The organism is Streptomyces sp. ISL-96, from assembly GCF_018614035.1.
GTDB lineage: Bacteria > Actinomycetota > Actinomycetes > Streptomycetales > Streptomycetaceae > Streptomyces.
This window is the reverse complement of the sequence record NZ_JAGGPA010000087.1, coordinates 1-20253: the sequence shown is the minus strand read 5'-3', so window position 1 is coordinate 20253 and position 20253 is coordinate 1. Positions and strand designations below refer to the sequence as shown.

The 20253-nt window shown below is 68.8% G+C and carries 15 protein-coding genes and 1 pseudogene; 10 read left to right on the top strand and 6 right to left on the bottom strand.

The features are described 5' to 3' along the window. Positions 1–543 precede the first annotated feature (543 nt). Complete coding sequence (locus tag J7E96_RS35870; RefSeq protein ID WP_215137947.1) at positions 544–1041, bottom strand: hypothetical protein; 498 nt, start codon at positions 1039–1041, stop codon at positions 544–546. A gap of 42 nt (positions 1042–1083) precedes the next feature. Here J7E96_RS35870 and J7E96_RS35865 point away from each other — a divergent pair, with 42 nt between their 5' ends. From J7E96_RS35865 to J7E96_RS35840, 6 genes are all read left to right on the top strand, one after another. Further along, a complete protein-coding gene (locus J7E96_RS35865; RefSeq protein ID WP_215137945.1) occupies positions 1084–1452 on the top strand; it encodes a hypothetical protein in 369 nt (122 codons plus the stop codon). Between the two features lie 22 nt (positions 1453–1474). Next, a complete protein-coding gene (locus J7E96_RS35860) occupies positions 1475–1780 on the top strand; it encodes a hypothetical protein (protein ID WP_215137943.1) in 306 nt (101 codons plus the stop codon). Then, on the top strand, positions 1780–2472 hold the full coding sequence (locus J7E96_RS35855) for a hypothetical protein (protein WP_215137941.1): 693 nt from the start codon (positions 1780–1782) through the stop codon (positions 2470–2472). Before J7E96_RS35860 ends, J7E96_RS35855 begins: the two co-directional genes overlap by 1 nt. Positions 2473–2493: 21 nt before the next feature. After that, positions 2494–4014, top strand: coding sequence for a hypothetical protein (locus J7E96_RS35850; RefSeq protein ID WP_215137939.1), 1521 nt, complete (start codon positions 2494–2496; stop codon positions 4012–4014). Positions 4015–4039: 25 nt separating this feature from the next. Next, positions 4040–4570, top strand: a complete 531-nt coding sequence (locus J7E96_RS35845) for a hypothetical protein (RefSeq protein ID WP_215137937.1) — start codon at positions 4040–4042, stop codon at positions 4568–4570. A 1857-nt stretch (positions 4571–6427) separates the two neighbouring features. Next, positions 6428–6793: a hypothetical protein gene (locus J7E96_RS35840; RefSeq protein WP_251070916.1), complete on the top strand. Its 366-nt coding sequence runs from the start codon at positions 6428–6430 to the stop codon at positions 6791–6793. Between the two features lie 506 nt (positions 6794–7299). Here the strand turns inward: J7E96_RS35840 and J7E96_RS35835 are convergent. Continuing rightward, positions 7300–7638 carry a MerR family transcriptional regulator gene (locus J7E96_RS35835; RefSeq protein WP_215137935.1) on the bottom strand — a complete coding sequence of 113 codons (339 nt, stop codon included), beginning with the start codon at positions 7636–7638 and terminating at the stop codon, positions 7300–7302. Positions 7639–8600: 962 nt separating this feature from the next. Between J7E96_RS35835 and J7E96_RS35830 the strand changes: the two genes are divergently transcribed. The 4 genes and pseudogenes from J7E96_RS35830 to J7E96_RS35815 all read left to right on the top strand — a co-directional run. Next, the gene (locus J7E96_RS35830; RefSeq protein WP_215137933.1) at positions 8601–9014 is read left to right on the top strand and encodes an ATP-binding protein; all 414 of its coding nucleotides are present in this window, start codon (positions 8601–8603) and stop codon (positions 9012–9014) included. Positions 9015–9611: 597 nt separating this feature from the next. Next, the gene (locus J7E96_RS35825) at positions 9612–9863 is read left to right on the top strand and encodes a hypothetical protein (protein WP_215137931.1); all 252 of its coding nucleotides are present in this window, start codon (positions 9612–9614) and stop codon (positions 9861–9863) included. A 444-nt stretch (positions 9864–10307) separates the two neighbouring features. Beyond that, positions 10308–11894, top strand: coding sequence for an ISL3 family transposase (locus J7E96_RS35820; RefSeq protein WP_308296293.1), 1587 nt, complete (start codon positions 10308–10310; stop codon positions 11892–11894). Positions 11895–11982: 88 nt separating this feature from the next. Continuing rightward, positions 11983–12840 (top strand): annotated as a pseudogene (locus J7E96_RS35815) (IS256 family transposase); the annotation flags it as partial. Between the two features lie 224 nt (positions 12841–13064). Here J7E96_RS35815 and J7E96_RS35810 read toward each other — a convergent pair. The 4 genes from J7E96_RS35810 to J7E96_RS35795 are packed head-to-tail and all read right to left on the bottom strand — an operon-like array spanning position 13065 to position 19902. Continuing rightward, complete coding sequence (locus J7E96_RS35810; RefSeq protein WP_215137929.1) at positions 13065–16388, bottom strand: SAV_2336 N-terminal domain-related protein; 3324 nt, start codon at positions 16386–16388, stop codon at positions 13065–13067. Between the two features lie 2 nt (positions 16389–16390). Further along, positions 16391–17341: a MoxR family ATPase gene (locus J7E96_RS35805; protein ID WP_215137927.1), complete on the bottom strand. Its 951-nt coding sequence runs from the start codon at positions 17339–17341 to the stop codon at positions 16391–16393. Continuing rightward, positions 17338–19476, bottom strand: coding sequence for a trypsin-like peptidase domain-containing protein (locus tag J7E96_RS35800; protein ID WP_215137925.1), 2139 nt, complete (start codon positions 19474–19476; stop codon positions 17338–17340). The genes J7E96_RS35805 and J7E96_RS35800 overlap by 4 nt, the downstream gene beginning before the upstream one ends. Positions 19477–19479: 3 nt before the next feature. Beyond that, positions 19480–19902 carry a CU044_2847 family protein gene (locus tag J7E96_RS35795; protein WP_308296292.1) on the bottom strand — a complete coding sequence of 141 codons (423 nt, stop codon included), beginning with the start codon at positions 19900–19902 and terminating at the stop codon, positions 19480–19482. Between the last annotated feature and the right edge of the window lie 351 nt (positions 19903–20253).

Below are 20253 nucleotides of genomic sequence, written 5' to 3'. Positions count from 1 at the left end.
TTAATTCTCTGCAAGCCCTAAGGGACCAAGAAGCCCGTATTTCCCGCCCGCTGACGCGCTCCTACGCCGTCACGCCGCCGACGCCGGATCCACCCCCTGACGAACTCAGCAGAACTCACATGCAGGGGCCAGGCCCTCGAACGGCTTGCTGCGGGCACATCGGCGGTCGTGCGGAAGCTATGCGAGACACCGCTCGTTTCCTGATCAGCCAAGGCCGGAAGATGAGCCGGGAGCATCGGCTGCATTGACTGAAGGGCTTCCCCGGGGAAGGGGGACCTGAGGAGGTCGCGCCAGCGGCGCTTGTTGCGATGGTTCCAGCGGCGCACCCCATGGGTGCCTGATCAGCGGTGCCCTGTACGTCGCGGGCGATGCATCCGCCGATGCTCGCGCAACTGCGCGCCGACCGGTGGGTGCCGGCCTTCGAGCAGGAGTAGACGACGGCGTTGAAGGAGTCGCGCCCCCAAGGACGCCCCTGCAAAACACCGCAGCCCGCGGCAGATGCGTCCTGAGGGGCGAAGTGACCGCCAAAGTGCGAGCCGTGGGCTACAAGCCCTTCCGGTGGACGTGTATCGCAAAGGCCAGCTGCTTCACGGCTTCGGCGGCGACTTTCTCGTCTTCGCCCACGCCGAGGACGGCGAGCGCGTCGGCAGCTGCCCTGCGCACAGGCTCGGGCAACTGCTCAGCGGCCGCCATGCTGTACGCGAAGGACCGCCGGGCGATGCGTTCTTGCGGCAGTACACCACCAGGCCCCGACAGCGGGAACACTGCGTGCTGGTAGGAGGTGACAAGACCGAACACGGCGTCGGCCAGCCCTTCCTCGTAGCCATGCTCTTCTGCCTCAGCGGCCGCTTGTTCGGCCGCAGTGATGCTGCTGCGCACGAACAGAAGCCAGGCCCCTGTGCCGGCCGCGGCGAAGACCACCGCCGCCACCGCCATGGCTCTGCTCCCACCAGCTATGTAACCGACCAGAGCGCCAATGGCTCCCGAGGAGAAGATCACAATGGGCGTCATGACCATGGTGCGCACAGGAAGCGGAAGCATGCACGCAGTGTGCCACCGGGCGGCCGAAGCAGCACATGCTCCGTGGTCACGACGGGCGACAGTGACCACACCGACCTCGCCCTGCCCGCGGCCGTCCCAGACTTGGCTGAGAGCAGGTATTTGCCGGTCCTGCCGCCCACGGTCCGCTACCTGACCCGGATCGGCCATGCCGCCCGTTCCCGCAGCCCACGTCCCGCGCTCAACCACTCGCAGTCAGTACGCCGCTGTTTTGCCGTTGTGCGCCGGGATCAGCTCGCGCATGACAGGGCGGAACCGCGTGAGGAGGATGTGAGCGGCGATGATATTTTCATAATCCTCGGCCGGATTGACTCCGCCCTACAAGCAAGCCACGCAGTAGAGCTGACCGAACGTCAGGCCATCAGGCGTGACGAAATCGTGTCACCGGCGTGAAGGGAAGAAGGGCAGTACGGCCATGACTGGCTACTACAGGGTTGAGCTCGACGCGCTCAGCCACCTTGCTACTCAGCTCGGTGAATGCGCGGCCGAGATGCGTTCCGCTATGAAGTTGCTGAAGGATATCGGGCCCAAGGGGTCCGGGTCTGCGGAGCTGGAGAAGGCCTGTGACGACTTCCAGGACTCGTGGGGGTACGGCATCGGCCTGATCGCTGACGCGACTGGCGGGGTCACTGAAGGGCTGGCCCAGACCCAGAAGCTGTACGCGGCCCTGGAGCAGAAGGTCGCCGAAGGGTTCCAAGGGCCCGGCAAGGCCGCGAACTGATGGTGACGCACGATTCCACAGCGGCACTCAGCTTCCAGGTTCAGCAAGAGTTCCACGAGACCCCCCTCGGTGCAGGTGTCGCGGAGGAAGTCCTCGACGAGCAGATGCGTGAATTTTCTCGTGCGTACTGGGGTGATCGCGAAGAGTGGGAGCCGCTTCGCAGGATGTTCGCGGGGATGCAGACAGCTAACGCCCAGCAGCTTGCCTCCGGTGGCGCTATCTACCAGGCGATGGGCATCTTCCCCCTTGGCGGCACTGCTGACGGTTCCGAGCCGCCCGAGCGGGTCAGTCGTTGCACGTTGCTCGTGAGTGTGCGGGAACTGGACAACCCCGACCCCGCCGTCAGCGTCGCCGGGATCACGGAGGCCCTCTCCCGCACGAACGATGGTGGGGAAACCCAGCTCGTCTCCCTTCCCGTGGGCCCCGCGGTGCTGAATATCGCAGGCTCTCGTGCCGTGTGGAACCTGGCTGACGGAGAGCAGGAACGCTTCCTCATACGCATCGAGCTGTGGCTGCCGTTCCCGACCGAGAACCGGCTGCTTCTCTTCTGCCTGAGCACCTCGGATGTCGAGGACCTCTTCATGTACCAGGCGGTACTCGCGGACATCGCCGACACCATCACCTTCGGCGACACGGAACACGCCGAGACAGACGCAGAAGCAGAACCCGGGCTGAAGTCCGATTTCGGCTGAGGGTATCGAGGAGCGCACAACGTGAGCACACAGGTCTACGACGCGCTGGGATTCGACCCGGCACCAGGCACCCCGGCATCGGTGCACCGACTCGTCACAATCCTCAGCAAGGTCGGCAACCAACTGCACGACGCCCACGGCACCCTGACACGACTGGGTAAGAGCGAAGGCATATGGGAGGGCGAAGCGGCTGCAGGCTTTGCCGGGAAGGTCGGCGAGCTGCCCAAGTACCTCCAGGACGGGCACGGCTCGCTGATGGACGCCGCGTCCGCCCTCCACAAGTGGGACGTGCAACTCACCGACTTCCAGACGCTCGCCTCCCGCTACGAGGCCGACGCGGAAGCAGCGCGCCACACCCTCAAGCAGGCACAGAGCAACCCGGACCTGAAACTCGCGGGGCAGACATTCGACACCGATGCGGCGCTGCAGGATGCACAGGAGCGTCTCAACCACGCGTCGCAGCGAGTGAACGAAGCCACGCAGACGCTGAACGGCATCATCAACAAAGCGCACGAGCTGATCGAGGAACACGCTGCCGCAGCACGCGCCGCGGCCGAGGCCATACGCAGGGCCGCAGAACGGGCACCTGACCTGCCAGGACTCTTCGACCGCTTCAAGGATGCCCTAGAGGACCTTGGCGACAAGCTCAAAGTCGTCGCCGGACTGATCCATCAGTGGCTGAAGGACCACGCCGATCTGATCTACAAGATCGGAGACTGGCTCAGCTACGCCAGCGCCGCATGCGATGTCCTCGCCATCCTCACGTCCGAGACCCTCATCGGCGCGGTCGTCTTCGAGGCCATTGGCATCGTCCTGAATGGCTGGGCCCTCGCCTTTCATGCCGGCGGCTGGGCGCTCGGAGCCAAGAAGGGCTCCTGGCTGGACATCGGCCTGGACATCGTCGGGTTTGTTCCCTTCGGTGATCTTGTGCGGGTGGGCAAGGTGGGTGTGGGGGCGTTCACGGGCGTGAAAATTCCCATGGAGGTGATGGACTTCGGGGCGAGGGCGTCTGATGCGTGGAAGCGCGCGGACAACATTATTGACTCAGTCGGCGGCACGGCCAGGTACGGCGAAGAAGGCGAGAAATGGGTCATGAGGAACGTGACCGACCTGGGGCAAAAGGCGCGCGCCATTCATATCACCGCTGACAATTTCACGGACCGCCTGGGTGTCGCCGTGGCCCGGCACTTCGGAGACGCCAATCTTTACAAAGCAGGGACTGGAATCTCGGATATAGGATTCCAGAAGATGATGCCGGAGCTCATCGAGAACACCCCCCTGAGGCATATCCCGGCGATCGCCGGTTCCGTCAAGCCCATCATCGACGATACGGGCGAGGTTGTCGGCAAGTACATCGACCCACGATCCTGGCCAGCACGCGGATATGAGGCCGCCCTGGGATCGACCAACCTAGCCAAGGAGGGCATACGTATTGCGACTGAAGATGTCCAGTACTTGTCCGACAAGGTCCACGGCGCGGTCGATGGGGCTCGCGATAAGGCTGGTCGAGTCGTCGACGACATCAGGAACGTCTTCGGATGAGAAAGAACAAGACGAGGTTGTCCGGATGACTGTACATTATGCCGACCCCCTGTGGTCCACAAGGCCGGAAAAGTCCATTGCGCGGTTGCGCGCTCGCTATCTGACACAATGGCTTTGGTTCCCCTTTTTGGGGGTGCTGTGGCTTATCCCGTACTCCGTCATGCTCTGCGTTTACTTTGCATTCCTACCTTTTGCCATGCTGTGGGACATCGATACGCCCTCGCCGCCGGGCAGCGGGCGCAGGCTTCGCCTGCGGCGAAGGATGTGGCTCAACCGGGCACGAATGCGCCGGGAGCGGTCCACGGACCTACCGTGGCTTGAGGATCAGCTGCGCGCACTGTTCGACGGCAGAAAACCAGTCCTGATGAGGCGGCAGAGCAGTGGGACGCTGTGGCGCCATCGAGACGGCCGCGTAGAAATCGACGACAGCTACTTCCGGCAACTGGGCCCCGCACGTGCGTTGGAAATCGCCCAGGAGTACCTGTATGTCCCCGCTGGTGACGTCACGCGAGATTTGCCTGTATGGATAGTGGTGAAGCGCATGACAGGACGTTGATCGCAGCCCCCACCATCAACCGGTGCCACACCCGGCATCGCCACCGCGGGCGCGGTGGTCAACTGACGTCCGAAACGGTGCGCGTCCTCGCGCCACGCATCAACTTCCGCCTTCGCCTGCGCCTCTTCAGCCACCCGCTCCTCGACCTCCTGGCGCTCGCCCTCCTGCGCGTAGGCGCAGGTGTCGCAGTCGCCGCCAGGCGGTACGGATTGCCAACCGTCACCGCTCGGGCAGACGTCACGGCCGCAGATCGGGGCCGCCCACGCGGCGCAGCAGGCCCGGGCCGGTTGCTCAACGTTCCCACCGGATCGGGTAGGACACCGTGGGCTTCGGCCGCGGGGCCGGCTTCTTGTCCCAGCCGGGAAACTTCACCGGGTACACCGCCGTCGACCCGGGCCGCGGTAACTTCCCCGTCCCACCGCCGGTGCTGGTGGCGGACGTGCCGCTGTATCCGACTATCGCCAACCCGAGCAGCACCAGGATCGACATGTCCCGGCGCGCCCCCGGCGCCCACCGGAAGTACCGTCGCACCCGCGTACCGCCGCGCTCGTGCTCCTCCACCCAGGGCATGGCTGTTCCCCCTCCCGAACGGGCCGTGCCCGGTGCGCAGCCCCGTTCTATGAAAACAGCAGCCACTGACATTACGTCAGAGATTGATCACCTTGGGTGGCCCGCGGGAGAGGCGGCCAGCCCTTTAACCACCCCGAAGAGAAATCCGACCCGCGCCCCGAAGCCAGCCGACACCGTTGTGCCTGACGCGCGCACATGAATCCACCCACGGCATGCGCGCGCCAAAGGGGCCCTGACATAACCGCGCCTGGTCCAGGGCCCCGCCCACCCTGCCAATCCATGCACCGACGTCGACCTAAGGCCAGCCTTCCCGTGCTGCGCGGCATCGGCAGCAACGGCAGGTCAGCCCGTCGGCCTCTGCGGCGCTACCCCGAGCACGGCATGTCGGGGGCCACGACCCCCGGCGCCCGGCAGCCGCTCGGAAGGCGCGGTTCACGCCCGCCGTCGATCCCAGGCGGGCTTGCCCGGCCGCCGACCACAGGCTTGCCCGAGGTCGCCCCAAAGGCTTGCTCAGCCGATAGATCACCCGCGCGACCTGCACCTGGCGGCCGATGGAGTGAGAGGCGGTGCCCACGGACGGTGCGCTGGGCTGTATCCACCCGCAGAGCCTGCACAGTGGAGGCGACTCCAAAAGACGTTTTGGGTCGCAGTCGGAGCCCTGGAACAAGCCGTCACAAGCCGTCCAGGGCTTCGGCTTGTCCGCAGCAGTGTCAGCACGCTTCCGCAGCCGCAGCTCCAGTGGCCGGACGGTCAGGGTGTTGTGCGGCTGGTTCTTCGTCAACGGGCGGCAATCCCGCATGTACGCGAGCCAGCTGCTGGCGCACCGACGCCACGGCGGTGGACACGGCGTCTGCCAGGCTCCGGGCCTGGTCGCCGTCAGCCCGCTCAGCTTTCGAATCCTCGCCCAGCTCCTGGACCACGTTCATGCCTGGGCGTCTGCCCCGGTCGCTCGACGCTACGCGAAGTCAGCCAAACCTATGGGAGTGCCCACAATCACCACTGGCAATCGCGGTGGACCATGGTCGACAGCGAAGTCGCCAAGGACGAGCACAAGCTCAAACGGCACACCGAGGGCCTGCGGCGCTGGCTCCAGGAGCGTGGCCCTCTCGCGCATCGCCCGAGCCAGCGAATCGGCCAACCCATAGGTCTGCCCGCATCGCCGTGGAATCACCGGTGTCGGCCGGCGCTGTGCAGCAGGGCTCAGTGCGCCGGGGCGGCTACCGCTCACCGGGTGAGCGCCGGGTGCGCCGTGACATGGCACGAGCGAGCGCGGTTAGTCATACCGGTATGACGACGCATCCGCTCAGTACGACGCAAGCAAGGGTCGGCATCCGGGAGGCGGCCCAGGTCGAACAAGCCTTCCAGCGCCTGGAAGCTGGGGCCGCCGGGCCGGATCAGCAAACGCAGTACGCCCGCGGAGCACTGGCCGGATACCTCTGGGCACTGGGACGAGGCGAGCCCGCCCCCATCACCGCCCAGGCAACAGACGGTGCCCCCGAGCTGAAGGTGATGACCGCCGAGACGGACGCCGCCACCGTGCAGATGGAAGACTCCACCCAACGCACCGTCCCCCGCGACTACATCCACGGCGTCCACGACGCCCTCGCCTGGGTATGCGGCCACACCGACAACAAGCCGATGGCCCCTCACTGACTGCGGCCGAACGCGGTACCCGGGCGCTTTTCGGGTGAGGTTGGTATTCGCCGCGGGCCCCGCAGTCTCCCGTCTGTGCCGCTCACGCCTACGCAGGTACTCGGCGATTGCGAAGGCCGCCCAGCTCGCGCGCGTCCGCACAGGGCCAGCTGGCCCGGCCATCGGTTCCGGACGGGCGGTCGCTGTGCTATCGGTTGCCGTACGCGGTGCGGACGTCGGGACGCGGATCGTCGTCTCCTGCTGTGCTGCTCGCGGATCTAGGGGCCGCCCAAGGCGCGGGCGGCGTCGGCATGTGCGGCCAGAGGTTGAGAGTCATCGATCACGCGTGCATCCTGCGCCGCGACGCCTACGGAGAAACGAGCCAGCCCGCCTGCGTCACGCGGGAATTGGAGCCCCCAGGAGAGCGCCCGGCACGAGGTCCAGGCGCATCAGCGCAGGAAAACGGCCACGCAGCACGCTCCGACCGGCGTGCGGCGGCCCACCGAGGCCGGCGGGCACGCTCACCTTCAGGCCGCTGACGGCGGATTCTGTCCTGGCGCCGCGCGATGGTGTTCGGCGTTGATGCGCTGGGCTTCCTCGAGCTGGTCTTCGAGGATGACGATGCGGCAGGCGGCGTCGATCGGGGTGCCGCCGTCGACGAGTTCGCGGGCGCGGGCGGCGATCCGCAGCTGGTAGCGGGAGTAGCGGCGGTGTCCGCCTTCCGAGCGCAGCGGGGTGATCAGGCGGTGCTCGCCGATGGCGCGCAGGAAGCCGGGGGTGGTGCCGATCATTTCGGCGGCGCGGCCCATGGTGTAGGCAGGGTAGTCGTCGTCATCGAGACGGCCCAGAGAGTCTTCTGCGGTCATTTCACCTCACTGGTGAGTGCTTGGGGCGGGAACGCGTGGAGGGGCCCTGGTGCCGTACGGCACCAGGGCCCCGAAGGAAATCCAACACCATCTGCCGGCCTCAGTGCTGCGCCGGCCTTCTGTGTCCGCCTGCCCGGCCCGAACGCGGGCGGGTGTGCGGGGATCGCGGTTGCGTGACCGGAGACCACCTGCCTATCCGAGGTCTTGCGGTACCCGGGCTCAAACCATCCGCCCGGGCGATCCTGATGGCGCTTCACTCCTCCGTTCTTTCCTCTGAAAACAATCACTTACCGTTACTGCACTGCTAGTACTGCGAACTACTGGTACTGCTGTACTGCGTGTTGCGGGTCCTGCCTGGTGATGCGACCTACTGGTGGCCTCAGAAATGCGCCACTCTGTCCGGCAGCCAGCCCCGTCGCCCGTCTTGCAACTGCTCTGGCTTAGAACCCCACTGCCGAACCTCCCGGCACGCGCGCCCGCAGCCCGACGCCTTCACCGAGAGACCACTACGTACCGCGCTGCTGGTACCGATGGTCCTGCTGTACTGCTCTTGGCGGCCCCTGATCACTGCGGGCCACCCGGTCCGGTCGTCAGTCCCGTCGCCGTCCTGCAACAGCCCTGGCTTCGAAGCTCCACCACCGCACCGACCTGCGAACTACGTGTACTGCTGCCCGGCCGTTCAGCTCTGCCGGGCCCTTCAACCTGGTCCTGCATGCGCGGCAGTTCGTTCCTGCCGCGCCTTGTCGATCTCTTGGCTACGAGGAAGACACTAACCCCAACACCCGCGCATGTCTACTTCCGTCAAGACAGATTTCCTGTGAGGGGTGATGGCGGTGTTCTGCCGTGTGCGCCACCCGAAAGCTGCGCCGGGAGCGCACCGGCGAGGTGTGAAGGCCGTGGGGGCGGGCAGGTGGCCTGACACGGCAAAAGCGGCACAACAGATGAAGGTGGGGTGGACGCGTATGAACGACACGATGATCACCGTCACCTCTACGCCCGGCGCACCGACTGTGATGCGGGGCGACAGCACCGGCAGTATCCAAATGGCCCGTGAGGCCGCCCGCGGATTCACCGACAGCCTCACCCCGCCGCTCGGCCCTGACGTGGCGGACGCTCTGATCCTGGTGGTCTCTGAACTCACCACCAACGCCCTGCGCCACGGCGGCCGCTACACCCTCGAACTCTCCGCCGGCCCCGACACCGTGACCGCCGCGGTCAGCGACCCCGGCCCCGCACACCCCCGCGAGCGCACCCCCGGTCTCAACGGCGGCAGCGGCGGCTTCGGCTGGCACATGGTCCGCCGCCTCACCACCCACCTGACCACCACCCCCGGCCCCGGAACCGGGAAAACCATCCGGGCCCGGCTCCCCCGGTAGCAGCAGGTGGAAGCATCACGCGCGGCCTCGCCGAGGACTGCTCACGGTGCCTCAGCTCTCGCGCGCCGATGACCTCCCGGGAACGTCGCGGCCGGCTGGAACAGCGGGGGCGAGCGGGCCAACTGGGTGGGGTGCCATGCCGGAAGGACCACCCATGCAGATACGCCGGTCCGGCAGCCCCCGGAGGCCGGGCAAGGCTCGGAGACTGCCGGCCGGTACAGCGCGATGCGGAGACCGGGGGGAAGGCCGCCACACCGCGCTGGTCTGTCGCAGAAACCACAGGCATCTGACCGGCCAGCATGCCCCTCCCCGCCATCCCGGCCCCTACGACACGCCCCTGCGCCACCCATCGCGTGACCATTCAGCCGCCATCGCCAGCGAAAACCCCGGCAGGACGGTAGCGGGCCGGTCGTCTATCGGCAGACGCTCCGGCGCTCTCGCAGAGCGGAGTTCGGGGCGGCCGTCGGCGAAACGGGGGCAGGCTGCCGGTCCTGGTTGGCCATGCCTGTTTATGCCTGGGGTATGGGCAAGGTAGCGATTGGGTGTCGACAGGATGCCACCGCATTGCTCCGTGCCCGTCTGCCGAGTTGAGCCAGTATGCGGACGACTCACTACGCGGCGCTGGACGGCGGCCTCCAGAGCAACTCCGACGAACCCTCCTGCCCGCACTGCGCGGAGCTGCTCGCGCCGGGCGGCGTCGCTGACCAGCTGGTGCGGCAACCGTCCGGTGCATGGCAGCACGTGGGCGAGCTGTTCACCGGCGACACCGCGCCGGCCCTGCGGGCCGTCGTGGTCAGCTGGTTTGCCGCAACCGTCGCCATCGCGGTCCTTGCGTTCCTCCCCGGCTGAAGGCCAGACAGAGCCGGGAGGCCCAGCTGGCCAGCTGGCAAACCGCCCGTGGGTCAGGTACTCAGGGCCGGTGGCCGGTAGACGCGCAGCTTGTGCCGCGCAGTCAGGGGAGAAGGTCGGCGAAGGTCAGGCGCCGTGCGCAGCCGCCAGGGCTCACGGCGTGTATGTCGACGATGAGCCGCCCAACGCAGTCATCGCAGAGAACGACGTCACCCACCCGCTGTTCCCAGGGCATCACCTCCACCGCCACGGTCCCCGGTGGGGGCTGCGGCAGTCTCTGCGCGATAGTCGGCGGCCTGCTGTCGGCGTACACGTGAACGTGGCTCTGGCAAGATTTTCGTAGCCGGAGATCATCTCGGTGACGCGGTCGGCCGGTCCGCATGGCGGGCATGCCTATAGCTGTGCTCTGCTGAACTGCCCAGTCTGTTACCACAGTTGGCCAATGTGCTGGTGGTCTCGGCCGATGTTTCCGATGCTGTCGTGGCGGTCCGCGCCCGCACGAGGTCCGCTGTTCCAGCGAGATGTACGGGATGCGGCGAGCTCAGCGCGTGGTGCCACAGCCGCTATGTACGGCACCTCGCCGATGTCACGCTCGGCGGCCGGCCTCTGCGCATCGACTTGTCAGTACGCCGCCTGTACTGCGAAAACCCGACCTGCCCGAAGGTGACTTTCGCCGAGCAAGTGCCGGGGCTGACCGTGCGCTACCAGCGACGCACCCCGCTGTTGCAGCGCCTGGTAGAGGACGTCGGTGTGGTGCTGGCCGGCCGGGGCGGGGCCCGGATGCTGCGGATCCTGAACGTCACGCTCTCGCGGTGCACCGTCCTGTCGCAGTTGATGCGGGTGCCGCTTCCGCCCCTGGAGACACCCCGGGTGCTGGGCGTGGACGACTTCGCGCTCTACGGCGGCACTTACGGAACTCTCCTGGTCGATGCCACCACGCGTCTCCCGCTGACGCTCTGGGAAGGACGGGACGCGGAACAGCTCAGCCGCTGGCTCCGCGCGCATCCCGGTGTCGAGGTCGCCTGCCGCGACGGCTCTCTCACCTACCGGCAGGGCATCACCTCTGGTGCCCCCGACGCCGTGCAGGTCAGCGACCGCTTTCACCTCTGGCAGGGCCTCTCCCGCCGTGTCCAGGATGTCGCCGCCGCCCACCGCGGCTGCCTGCCCGCAGCACTGCCCCCGGTCAGTGAGACCGATCCAGCACCGGTCGAGGAGACCGCCGAGAACACTGCGGCGGATACCAGGGCCGGGCGGCATGCCAGACGGCTGTTCGAGGCCGTGCATGGTCTGACCCGCACCGGCCGGAGCCACAGCTCCGTGGCCCGGGAGCTCGGCTTGGACCGCCGCACGGTACGCAAGTACGCCCGGGCCCGCACCTGGCAGGAAGTGATGCGCCGCCCGCCCCGCAAGCCCTCCACCCTGGACCCTTACCTCGACTACCTGCAACAACGCTGGGACGAGGGACAGCACAGCGCGAAGGTCCTGCACGAGGAACTCCAGACCAAGGGCTACCTCGGCCACTACCAGCGCGTGAAAATGGCCGTCGCACCCCTGCGAAGGGGCCTGCCCCTGGACGAGCCACGCGAGCGACCGCCCTCCCCGCGTGAATCCGCCCGATGGATCACCACCCATCCGGGCCGCCGCAGCCCGCACATCAACGACCGCCTGCCCCGGCTCCTCGACCACTGCCCTGAACTCAGGCACGCCCACGACCTGGTCCGCCGGTTCGCCGGCATGCTCGACAACCGTGACGCCGCACCCTTGCCGGGCTGGCTGGACGACCTCGCAGACAGCGGGTTGGCCCCTCTCGCCGGCCTCGCCGGAGCCCTACACGAAGACCGGCACGCCGTCGCCCAGGGAATCACCACCCCTTACAACTCCGGGGTCAACGAAGGCCGCATCACCGATGTCAAGCTGCAAAAACGCCTGATGGCCGGACGCGCCGGCGTCCCACTCCTCCGCCACCGCGTCGTCCTGATCGCCCACCTCCGCCGCCGATATGCGGACCGGCCGACCACGTCACCGAGATGATCTCCGGCTACGAAAATCTTGCCAGAGCCACGTTCATGCGTACGCCGACACCAGGTGCGCGGAGATCTCCCCGTGGGTGAGACCCTTCGCGCACCTGGCCGAGATCTATGGCGCCGAGGTCTCGAAGCAGACCATTTCCACGATCACCGACCAGGTGATGGAGGGCATGGCCGAATGGCAGAACCGGCCGCTGGACCGCGTGTATCCGGTGTTGTTCGTGGACGCCATCAACGTGAAGATCAGGGACGGGAAGGTCGCGAACCGGCCCATCTACGTCGTTATGGCCGTCACCGTCGAGGGCACCCGGGACATCCTCGGCATCTGGGCCGGCGACGGCGGCGAGGGCGCGAAGTACTGGCTGCAGGTGTTCACCGAACTGAAGAACCGCGGCCTGGACGACGTGCTGATGCTGGTCTGCGACGGCCTCAAGGGCCTGCCGGACGCGGTCGAGACTGTCTGGCCCCGCACCATTGTGCAAACGTGCATCGTTCACCTCCTGCGCAACAGCTTCCGATACGCCTCGCGTGCGGACTGGGACAAGATCACCAAGGCACTCAAGCCCGTCTACACCGCGCCGAATGAGAGAGCGGCGGCCGAACGCTTCGGAGAGTTCCAGGACGCCTGGGGGAAGAAGTACCCGGCGATCATCAACCTGTGGGAGAACGCCTGGGCCGAGTTCGTGCCCTTCCTCTCCTTCGACGTCGAGATCCGCACCGTCATCTGTTCGACGAACGCCATCGAGTCCGTCAACGCGCGGATACGCAAAGCCGTCCGGGCCCGCGGGCACTTCCCCACCGAGGCGGCCGCCCTGAAGTGCGTCTACATGGCACTGATGAGCCTCGACCCGACCGGCAAGGGCCGCAAGAGGTGGACCATGCGCTGGAAAGCACCCCTGAACGCCTTCCAGATCGCTTTCGATGGCCGGCTCACCCCGGCCAACAACTGAACCCCAACAACCAAGATCAGCCGTTAAATTGACACGCCCCTGACGCCCACCCGCTGCCACCCCATCGCCCACTCACAGATCTCCATGGCTGTGTGGCATCGAGCATCGTGTGGCGAGCTGTTCCAGAGCGTCCTGGGCCGCCATCCTGCACCAGCCCACACGAGGTGCGGCGGCGGCCGAGTATCACTGGGCTCGGGATCGGACCCAGGTCTCGCATCGTCGGGCTACAGGGCCAGCTCCGCCAGTTGGAGGAAGGCGTTCGTAGTGGCCGCCCGCAGCCGGTTCAGCTTCCAGCCGGGCGACTGCAGGGCGGCGTCGAAGGGGACGTGCACCACATGGACGGGGTCGATGCGCAGGCGGTGGGCAAAGTCGGCGGGCAGACGCCGTCCCGAGGGACCGTCGACCTCGGCGGCCACCACGACCGCCTCCTGCGCCAGCCGATCGCGGCCGGCCTCCCGCACCCCTTCGAGGGTGCGCACCGCCGCGTCGAGGAACCAGTCGGCGGTGCCGCAGCAAAGGATCAGCTGGTCCGTGTGGTGCAGGACGACGTCGGCCGACCGGTCCAGGCGCAGCGGGGACCAGTCGGTCAGCACGAAGGAGTAGTAGGGCGCGGCCTGTGCCAGCACACGCGCATACTCCTGCGCGTGGGCGGGGTTGGGGCTGAAGTGGCCCGTGCGGTGTGCGACCACTTCGAGGCCCGACTCCAGGCGTGTGGTACGGGCGCGAATCTCCGCATACGAAGGGGTGGGCTGCAGCGCCGCCAGATCACGTACGACGGCCCCGTTGCGGTGAGTGAGGAAGGCGTCGAGTGCCCCTTCGGAGGCGGCACCGTCGAGGGCGAGGACGGGCTCGCCCCGCACGGTGGCAAGGAGGGAGCCGAGCACCATGGTCGTCGTGGCCCGTCCGCTGTAGTGGTAGGCGCCGATCAGGGTCAGCCGTCTGCTGTGCGGCAGCGGTACGCGCAGTCGCTGCAGGCGTGTCTCCGTCTCCCGGCGGGCGGTCCCGAAGCGGGGTAGGCGCAGGCCGCCGTGTTGGCCCGGTTGGGATGCCTGGGCGGTCGGCGGCGGGGTGAGCGGCACGCGTGCTGGCCGATTGGGGGATAGTGAGGCTGGCGGCCCGCCGCCCCGCTGGAGGCGGGTCCGGGCGACGTACCGGGCAAGGAGCTCGGCGACTTCGCTCGCCGCAGGGCGTTGTGCTGGATCCGTGTCGAGGCAGCGCAGGACGAGCCGTCGCAGCTGTTCCCAGGTGTCGCCCTGCCACAGGTGCATGCCTTCCGGCCGGCTCGGCATGTCCCAGCCTGCCTTGCTGCTGATCATCTGGAGCAGTTCACCGAGGGAGCGCACGTTGTCCTCACGGGTCGGGACCGAGCCGGAGCCGAGGTACTCCCCGTCAATGACACAGTCCGACAGGTCGCCGAGGACCACGGTGCGTCGCAGGACGAACACGCTGTCGGCGCTGAGGTCGGCGGGCACGAGACCGTTGACGTGGCACAGGGCGAGGGCGTTCGCGAGGTAGCAGCCGACGAGGAGCCCGCGGAGGATGTCGAAGGGGGCGGTTCCGTCCAGCAGGGCCTGGGTGAAGATCTCCCCAAGCCGCGGCGGCTGCGCGTCCGGGCCGTCCGCGTCCGCGACCGGCGTCATCGCCAGCCAGGGCGGGGAGTGCCTAAGCCCGGCGTCGAGCAGCGTGGGGGCGTACTGCCCCTGGAGCCGGGCGAGCACCTCGGCCTCTACCTCGATCAATCGGGCGTTGACGGCAGGGAGGTCGGGCCGCGGGATGCGCAGTACGGCCTCCGTCCCGCGTGTGTCGACGCCCCGGTAGACCATAGAACGGCGCCCACGGCGCCGGCCGTGCAGCTCGTACCCGCCGAGCCGCCGGGGGTCGTCGTCCGTGAGTGGCTCCCAGACGTCCGCATCGGTGACGCTCTGCCCCCGCTCCGGGCCTGGGGTGGTTCGCGGCCCGCCGAAAGACACTCCGAACCGGGTGAGCAGCCGCCGTTCGACGCTGGTGAACGGCTGGTGCGAGCCGAGCAGGTCGGCGGATCCGTCCGGGTGGGCCAGCCAGACCGGAAAGTCAGGCGAGTTGCCGGCGAGTTCCTCCAGGCGGCGGCCAATACGGCGGCTGGTACGAAAGAGTTCGGCCTGCGGCAGCGCGTCCAGGAGCACCGCCTTGGACTCCTCGGAGAAGTCGAAGACCCTGTGCTTGGCAGGCAGCGGCCCCGGCACGGGTGCCGGATATGGCCGGAGGAGACCGCCAAGGAACACTTCCGCGAGGTGCGAGGTGCTGGCCGGCCATGGCACCGCCGTTTGCACCAGCCGCATCACCGGCACCGACACTGGGGATACGGCCGCGAGATGGACCGCGAGGCGGTACGCCTCCGGGGTGGCGGCATCCCGGAAGTGCTGGGCGCTGCTCAGGTCCCTCGAGGCGGCCACGGCGTCGTACCGGCTGGGGCGGGTCAGCAGCGGCAGTGCCACGGTGGTGCCGGGCGAGGCGAGCAGGCGCGCCCACTCCCGCAGTGAGGCGGGGGTCGGTTCCAGAACAGGCACCGGGACACCGTCGAAGTCGGCCAGTCCCGGCGGCAGCACCGGATCGGTGATCTCCCAGGTGGTGCTGGCGCCGCCGATCCGCCGGGTGGTGGCCTCCCAGCGCTCGGCGGTGATGCCGGACGCGTCCCACATATCGGGCGGCAGGGTGTGTAGGACCGCGACGGGGCCGCGGGCCGCCAGCTCGGCCAGCAGCTCGTGCATCGTGCCGGCCCGCCAGGCGGCGCCCATGCCGTCGCTGACGACGAGCAGGAGGGTACGGCCAGAGGGGTCCTTGACGGTGCTCAAAGGCAGCTCGGTGCTGTCGGGACTGAACGGGCGGGTGTGCAGGCGCGGTTGGCGCGCGCTGCGCGTGTCGAGGCCGAGGACGCGGGTGGTGGCGAAGGCGCCCAGGCGCTCCAGCAGGGTGCGCAGCTCGGCGCCGAGCCGGTGCCACAGCAGCATGGACAGGCCGTCGTCGACGAGCAGGACCAGGTTCAGCCAGCGTTCCCGCACCGGTCGTTCCACCACGTCGGCCAGCCTGGTCTCGGCGAGTTCGTCGGCTGTGCGCTCCTCGTCGACCTCCGTGCGGTGCCGGCTGTCCCGGCGGCGGCGCAGCGGCCGTAGCGCCCGGCCGAGTTCGAGTTCGTCGGCGAGGGCCTTGTCCTCGGGCACCCGCACGGGCATGGCTCTGCGGGGCTCCTGGCCTGGCCTCAGAGCCCGTACCTCGCGGGCCGGGGCCTGACGGGCCGCCGCGTACAGGGCCGGGGCGGTGAGGTCGGGCAGGTCCGGGTCGTCGGGTGCCGGCACCGGCGGCTGCGGAGCGAGCCGGTCCGGTTCGGGCGCGGCCAGCGGCGCCGGGGGCAGCTGGGGTGCAGGAGGGTCCGAGTGGAGCGGGGCGTGAGGGCCTGCGGGCAGGTGACGGGCCAGCCACAGCACGTCGAGGACCTGGTCCGCGTCCAGGTCGTGGCCGCAGGCCGAAAGGACCCGCAGTGCCTCGGCGAGCCGCGCACCACCACCCGCCATGGTCACATGGCCCCGGTGAGCTGGTGCAGTACGGCGTCCAGCAGGCCGTGCGCGTCCAGGTCGACGCCGCCGGTGCGCAAGAACACGGCGTTGAGCAGCTGGTCGGTGGCGAGTTCGCCCGGGGCGCGGCGGCGCAGGAAGGCCTCGATCAGATCGTCCGCCTCGCGCAACGCCTCCTCGCCCAGGTGTGCGGCGACGATGGCACGCAGCCGCTCCTCGTCGGGCACCGGCAGGTCGAGCCGGACGCAGCGGCGCAGGAACGCGGGCGGGAAGTCGCGCTCGCCGTTGCTGGTGATGACGACGACGGGGAACTCGGCGCACTGGACGCGCCCCTGATGTACGCGGACGGTGCCCCGGTGGTCGTGGGTCTGCACCTCCACTTCGGCCATGTCCTCCGGGAGCCGGGTCAGCTCCGGGATGTCGAAGACACCCTCCTCGAACACGGTCAGCAGGTCGTTGGGCAGGTCGACGTCGCCCTTGTCCATTTCGTCGATGAGCAGGGCTCGAGGGGTGGCTGACGGCACTAGGGCGGTGCCGAGCGGGCCGAGCCGGATGAACGTGCCGATGGACGGCTCGCGCTCGCCGCGGTCTCGGCTGAGTGACGTCTCGCGCAGCCGGCCGATCGCGTCGTACTGGTAAAGGGCGTCCTTCACGATGGAGCGGCTGTTGATGGGCCAGCGCAGCAACTCGCCGAGGCGCAGCTCGTATGCGACGGCGCGGGCCAGTGACGATTTGCCGGTGCCGGCCGGCCCAGTCACCAGCAGCGGGCGGCGCAGATACAGCGCCGCGCTGACGACGTCGGCGTGCTGCCGTTCGATCAGGTACGGCAGTTCGGGGCGCGCCGACCGCACGGGCGTGAAGCGGCGCCAGGGCGGGGCCGAGGGGAGGGTGACGGACCGGGGCAGGCCGTCGCCGCGGAAGAGGCGCCAGTCGGCTTCGGCAGCGGATGTCATGCGCTCTCCTGCGGTTCGGTCAGGTGCAGTCGGGGCAGGGATTGGTCGGCATCGGCCCAGGCGAGGACCGGGCGACCGGGGAACTCGGGCGGACTGGCTTTGGCGTTCGCGCGGTAGCTGCGGACTCCGTCGGGCAGCTCTCGCGTGGCGACCTCCGCCATGTGCTTGACGACATGTGACGCTCCGTCCCGGCCGCGGTCCCACACCACCACCGGTATGCCCAGGGCGAGGCACGTTTGCACGATGCCGTCCCGTGGACCGGGCGGTACGTCCACGAAGACGCGAACCGTGTCGAGTTGGTTGACCAGCCTGGAGTAGATCATGTCCCGGTCCATGGGCTCCGAGACGACGAACGTCTTCCCCGAGTCCAGGCGACCCCATCTGCTGCGCCAGTGGGACAGGAAACGCCCGTGCCGACGCAGAAGTTCCGGGCAGTGCACGACCAGCGGAAACTCCACTCCGAGCACGCCCGGCACGATCGGGTCCCGTGCCTCCCATTCGTCGACGGGCAGGTTGAGACTGGTGCGGTCCACGAGCACCTCCAGGAGCGGCGGCCGATCGTCCCCGGCCGGGGGCGTCAAGGAGTCCAGGACACGCAGCACCTCGCGCGCCGCCTCCGACGCCGAGTACGACACGACGCTGGCCGTCGACACCTGCCGGGGCCCCGCGCCTTCGTCGCACCAGATCCGCAGCCGGTGGCGGCGCCGCTCGGCCCCCGTCACCTGCACCAGGACACGCACGCGCGCGGAGCGGTCGCGTGCCGAGCGCGCCCACTCCTGGGCGTCCAACCGGCGCTCGCCGAGCGCCGCCCGCGCGATGCTGAGGCGCCCGGCCACCCCGTCCGCCCACAGGCGCAGCTGCGCCCGCTTGGGCCCAGGGCACATCGCACCGACGTACTCCATGACCCGCAGCAGCGCGGGGACCCTGCGCTCCCCGCCGGCGGAGTGGCCGTCGCCGGGCAGTGCCTCCAGGTGGTCGAGCAGCGCGTCCAGGGTATCCCCGCCGGGGAGGGCCGCCAGGTGCGGCAGGGCGGCGCGCACCGCCTCGGGGAACCGTCCGAGCACGGCCCGGTCCATGGTCCGCAGATGCTTTCGCAGTTGGGCGTACTCCTGCGGGGACAGCAGCCTGGGCGTGCGCGAGAGGCACCCCGCGGCCAGGAGCCGGTCAGCGGCGGCCGGGCTGTCGCGACGCAGGGTCCCGGAGAAGGCCGCCAGGGCACGCGGATGCGTCAGGAGGAACGCCGCGAACTCCTCGGGCGTAGGCGGGGTGACGTCGCTGCCGTAGCCGACGCCGCACGCGCGGGCCAGCCGCTGGGCGCTGTCCCTGCGTCCGTTCGGCGAGGGCAGGACGTCCTTGATCACCTCCACCAGCAGCACGAACGCGGGGTCCTCAGGTTCGAGGGCCTCGGGAGTCAGGTGGTCGAGGAGGCCAAGGGGACGCAGTTCGGCCTCTACTCGCTGCCAGGGAATACCCCAGCTGCGCCGGATCAGGTGCTGGGGACTGTGCGCGAGCCGGGCCCCGGTGGCGGGGTCCAGGGGCGGCATGAAGTGCGCGACGACGAGACCGACGACGGCTCGCTCGTGCCGGCACCACAGCGGGCCGCCGCTATAGCCAGGACCAACCGCCATGCCGGTGGCCTCGCCGTCCAGGTAGCCCCGGGAGCCGTGCAGCGAGACGACGGTCAGGCGCGCGAGACTGGCGGCACGGCCGCCGCCGTGCCAGGCGCCCACTTCCTGGCCGACCGCCATGGCGACCCGGTCGGGTGCGGCGGGCAGGCCCTCGGCCGGGCCGTCGACGCGCAGCACGGCGAGGTCACCGAGCCACTCACCATCACCCTCGCGCACCGCGCCGTCGTCCCGAGCGCGCGGCGGGATCCAGTGCGCCACACGCGCGAGGTACAACTGAGAACGCGACGCGTCGCTCACTTGGACGCGGATCACGACGGGCCCCGGCGACCGGTACTCGAACATAGCCCGGCCCAAGGCGTCGTTCACAACGTGGGCGCAGGTCAGCACAGTGTCGGCGCCGAGGACGAAACCCGCGCCCGCGGCCTTGCCGTCCTCCGTACGCCGTACGGACACGACGTGGAGGGACGGATCCTCGTCCGCGTCGTCCGCGGCTTTGAACCACCCCACGCCTCACTCCGCGACGGACGTCGCGTCGGCGTCCGCAGCCGCAGTCGGCTTCCAGCATGCGGTGACAGTGAGGTGAGCCTGGCCCTTGCCGCCCACGATCCCGAACTTCAGGTCCTGACCGACCTGGACACCGAAGGTCACGCTCACTTCCGTGGGCGGCTCAGCAGCGGCCGTGACGGCGTCGTGGACCTCTTGAAGCAGCGGGCCGAGCGGCTTGAGCGCACCGCGCAGGGCTCCGGCTGCAAAGTTGGCGACGGCCCGGCCGCCGGCGGCCACCGGTATGGCCCTTCCCATACCCTCGGGGAGATCGTCGTCCGGCGCAACGGCAGCCGCGCTCGCCACGGGAGCAGCAGCGCCGTCACCGGGGGTGAGCAGGAACCGGACGGGCGTGCCGTCGTCGAATTCGAGGTCAGTCGCAGTAGACACGATCACATTGTCACCGGACAGACGCATGCGAGGCCTGGGCGTGCGCAACTCGGTTACAGCATCGATGCATTGGACCAGTACCAGCACGCTCAACATCAGGCGGCAGACTCATTCAGCCCGTCGAGGACCATCTCTCAGAGAGGGCCTTCCTCGGCAGTGCGGCCGGCTGGTGAGCGCCATGGCCGCGCTCACCAGCGCTCCGGGACCGAGGGTCCAACGCCACGTTCAGGCTTCCGCCTTCGCCCGCGCCTCTTCAGTGGCCCCATTCCTCGGCCTCCTTGGCGTAGATGCCGACGGCACCCGTGACCAGTAGTACGCCCAATGCCGCGTAGTTAGGGCTTGCAGAGAATT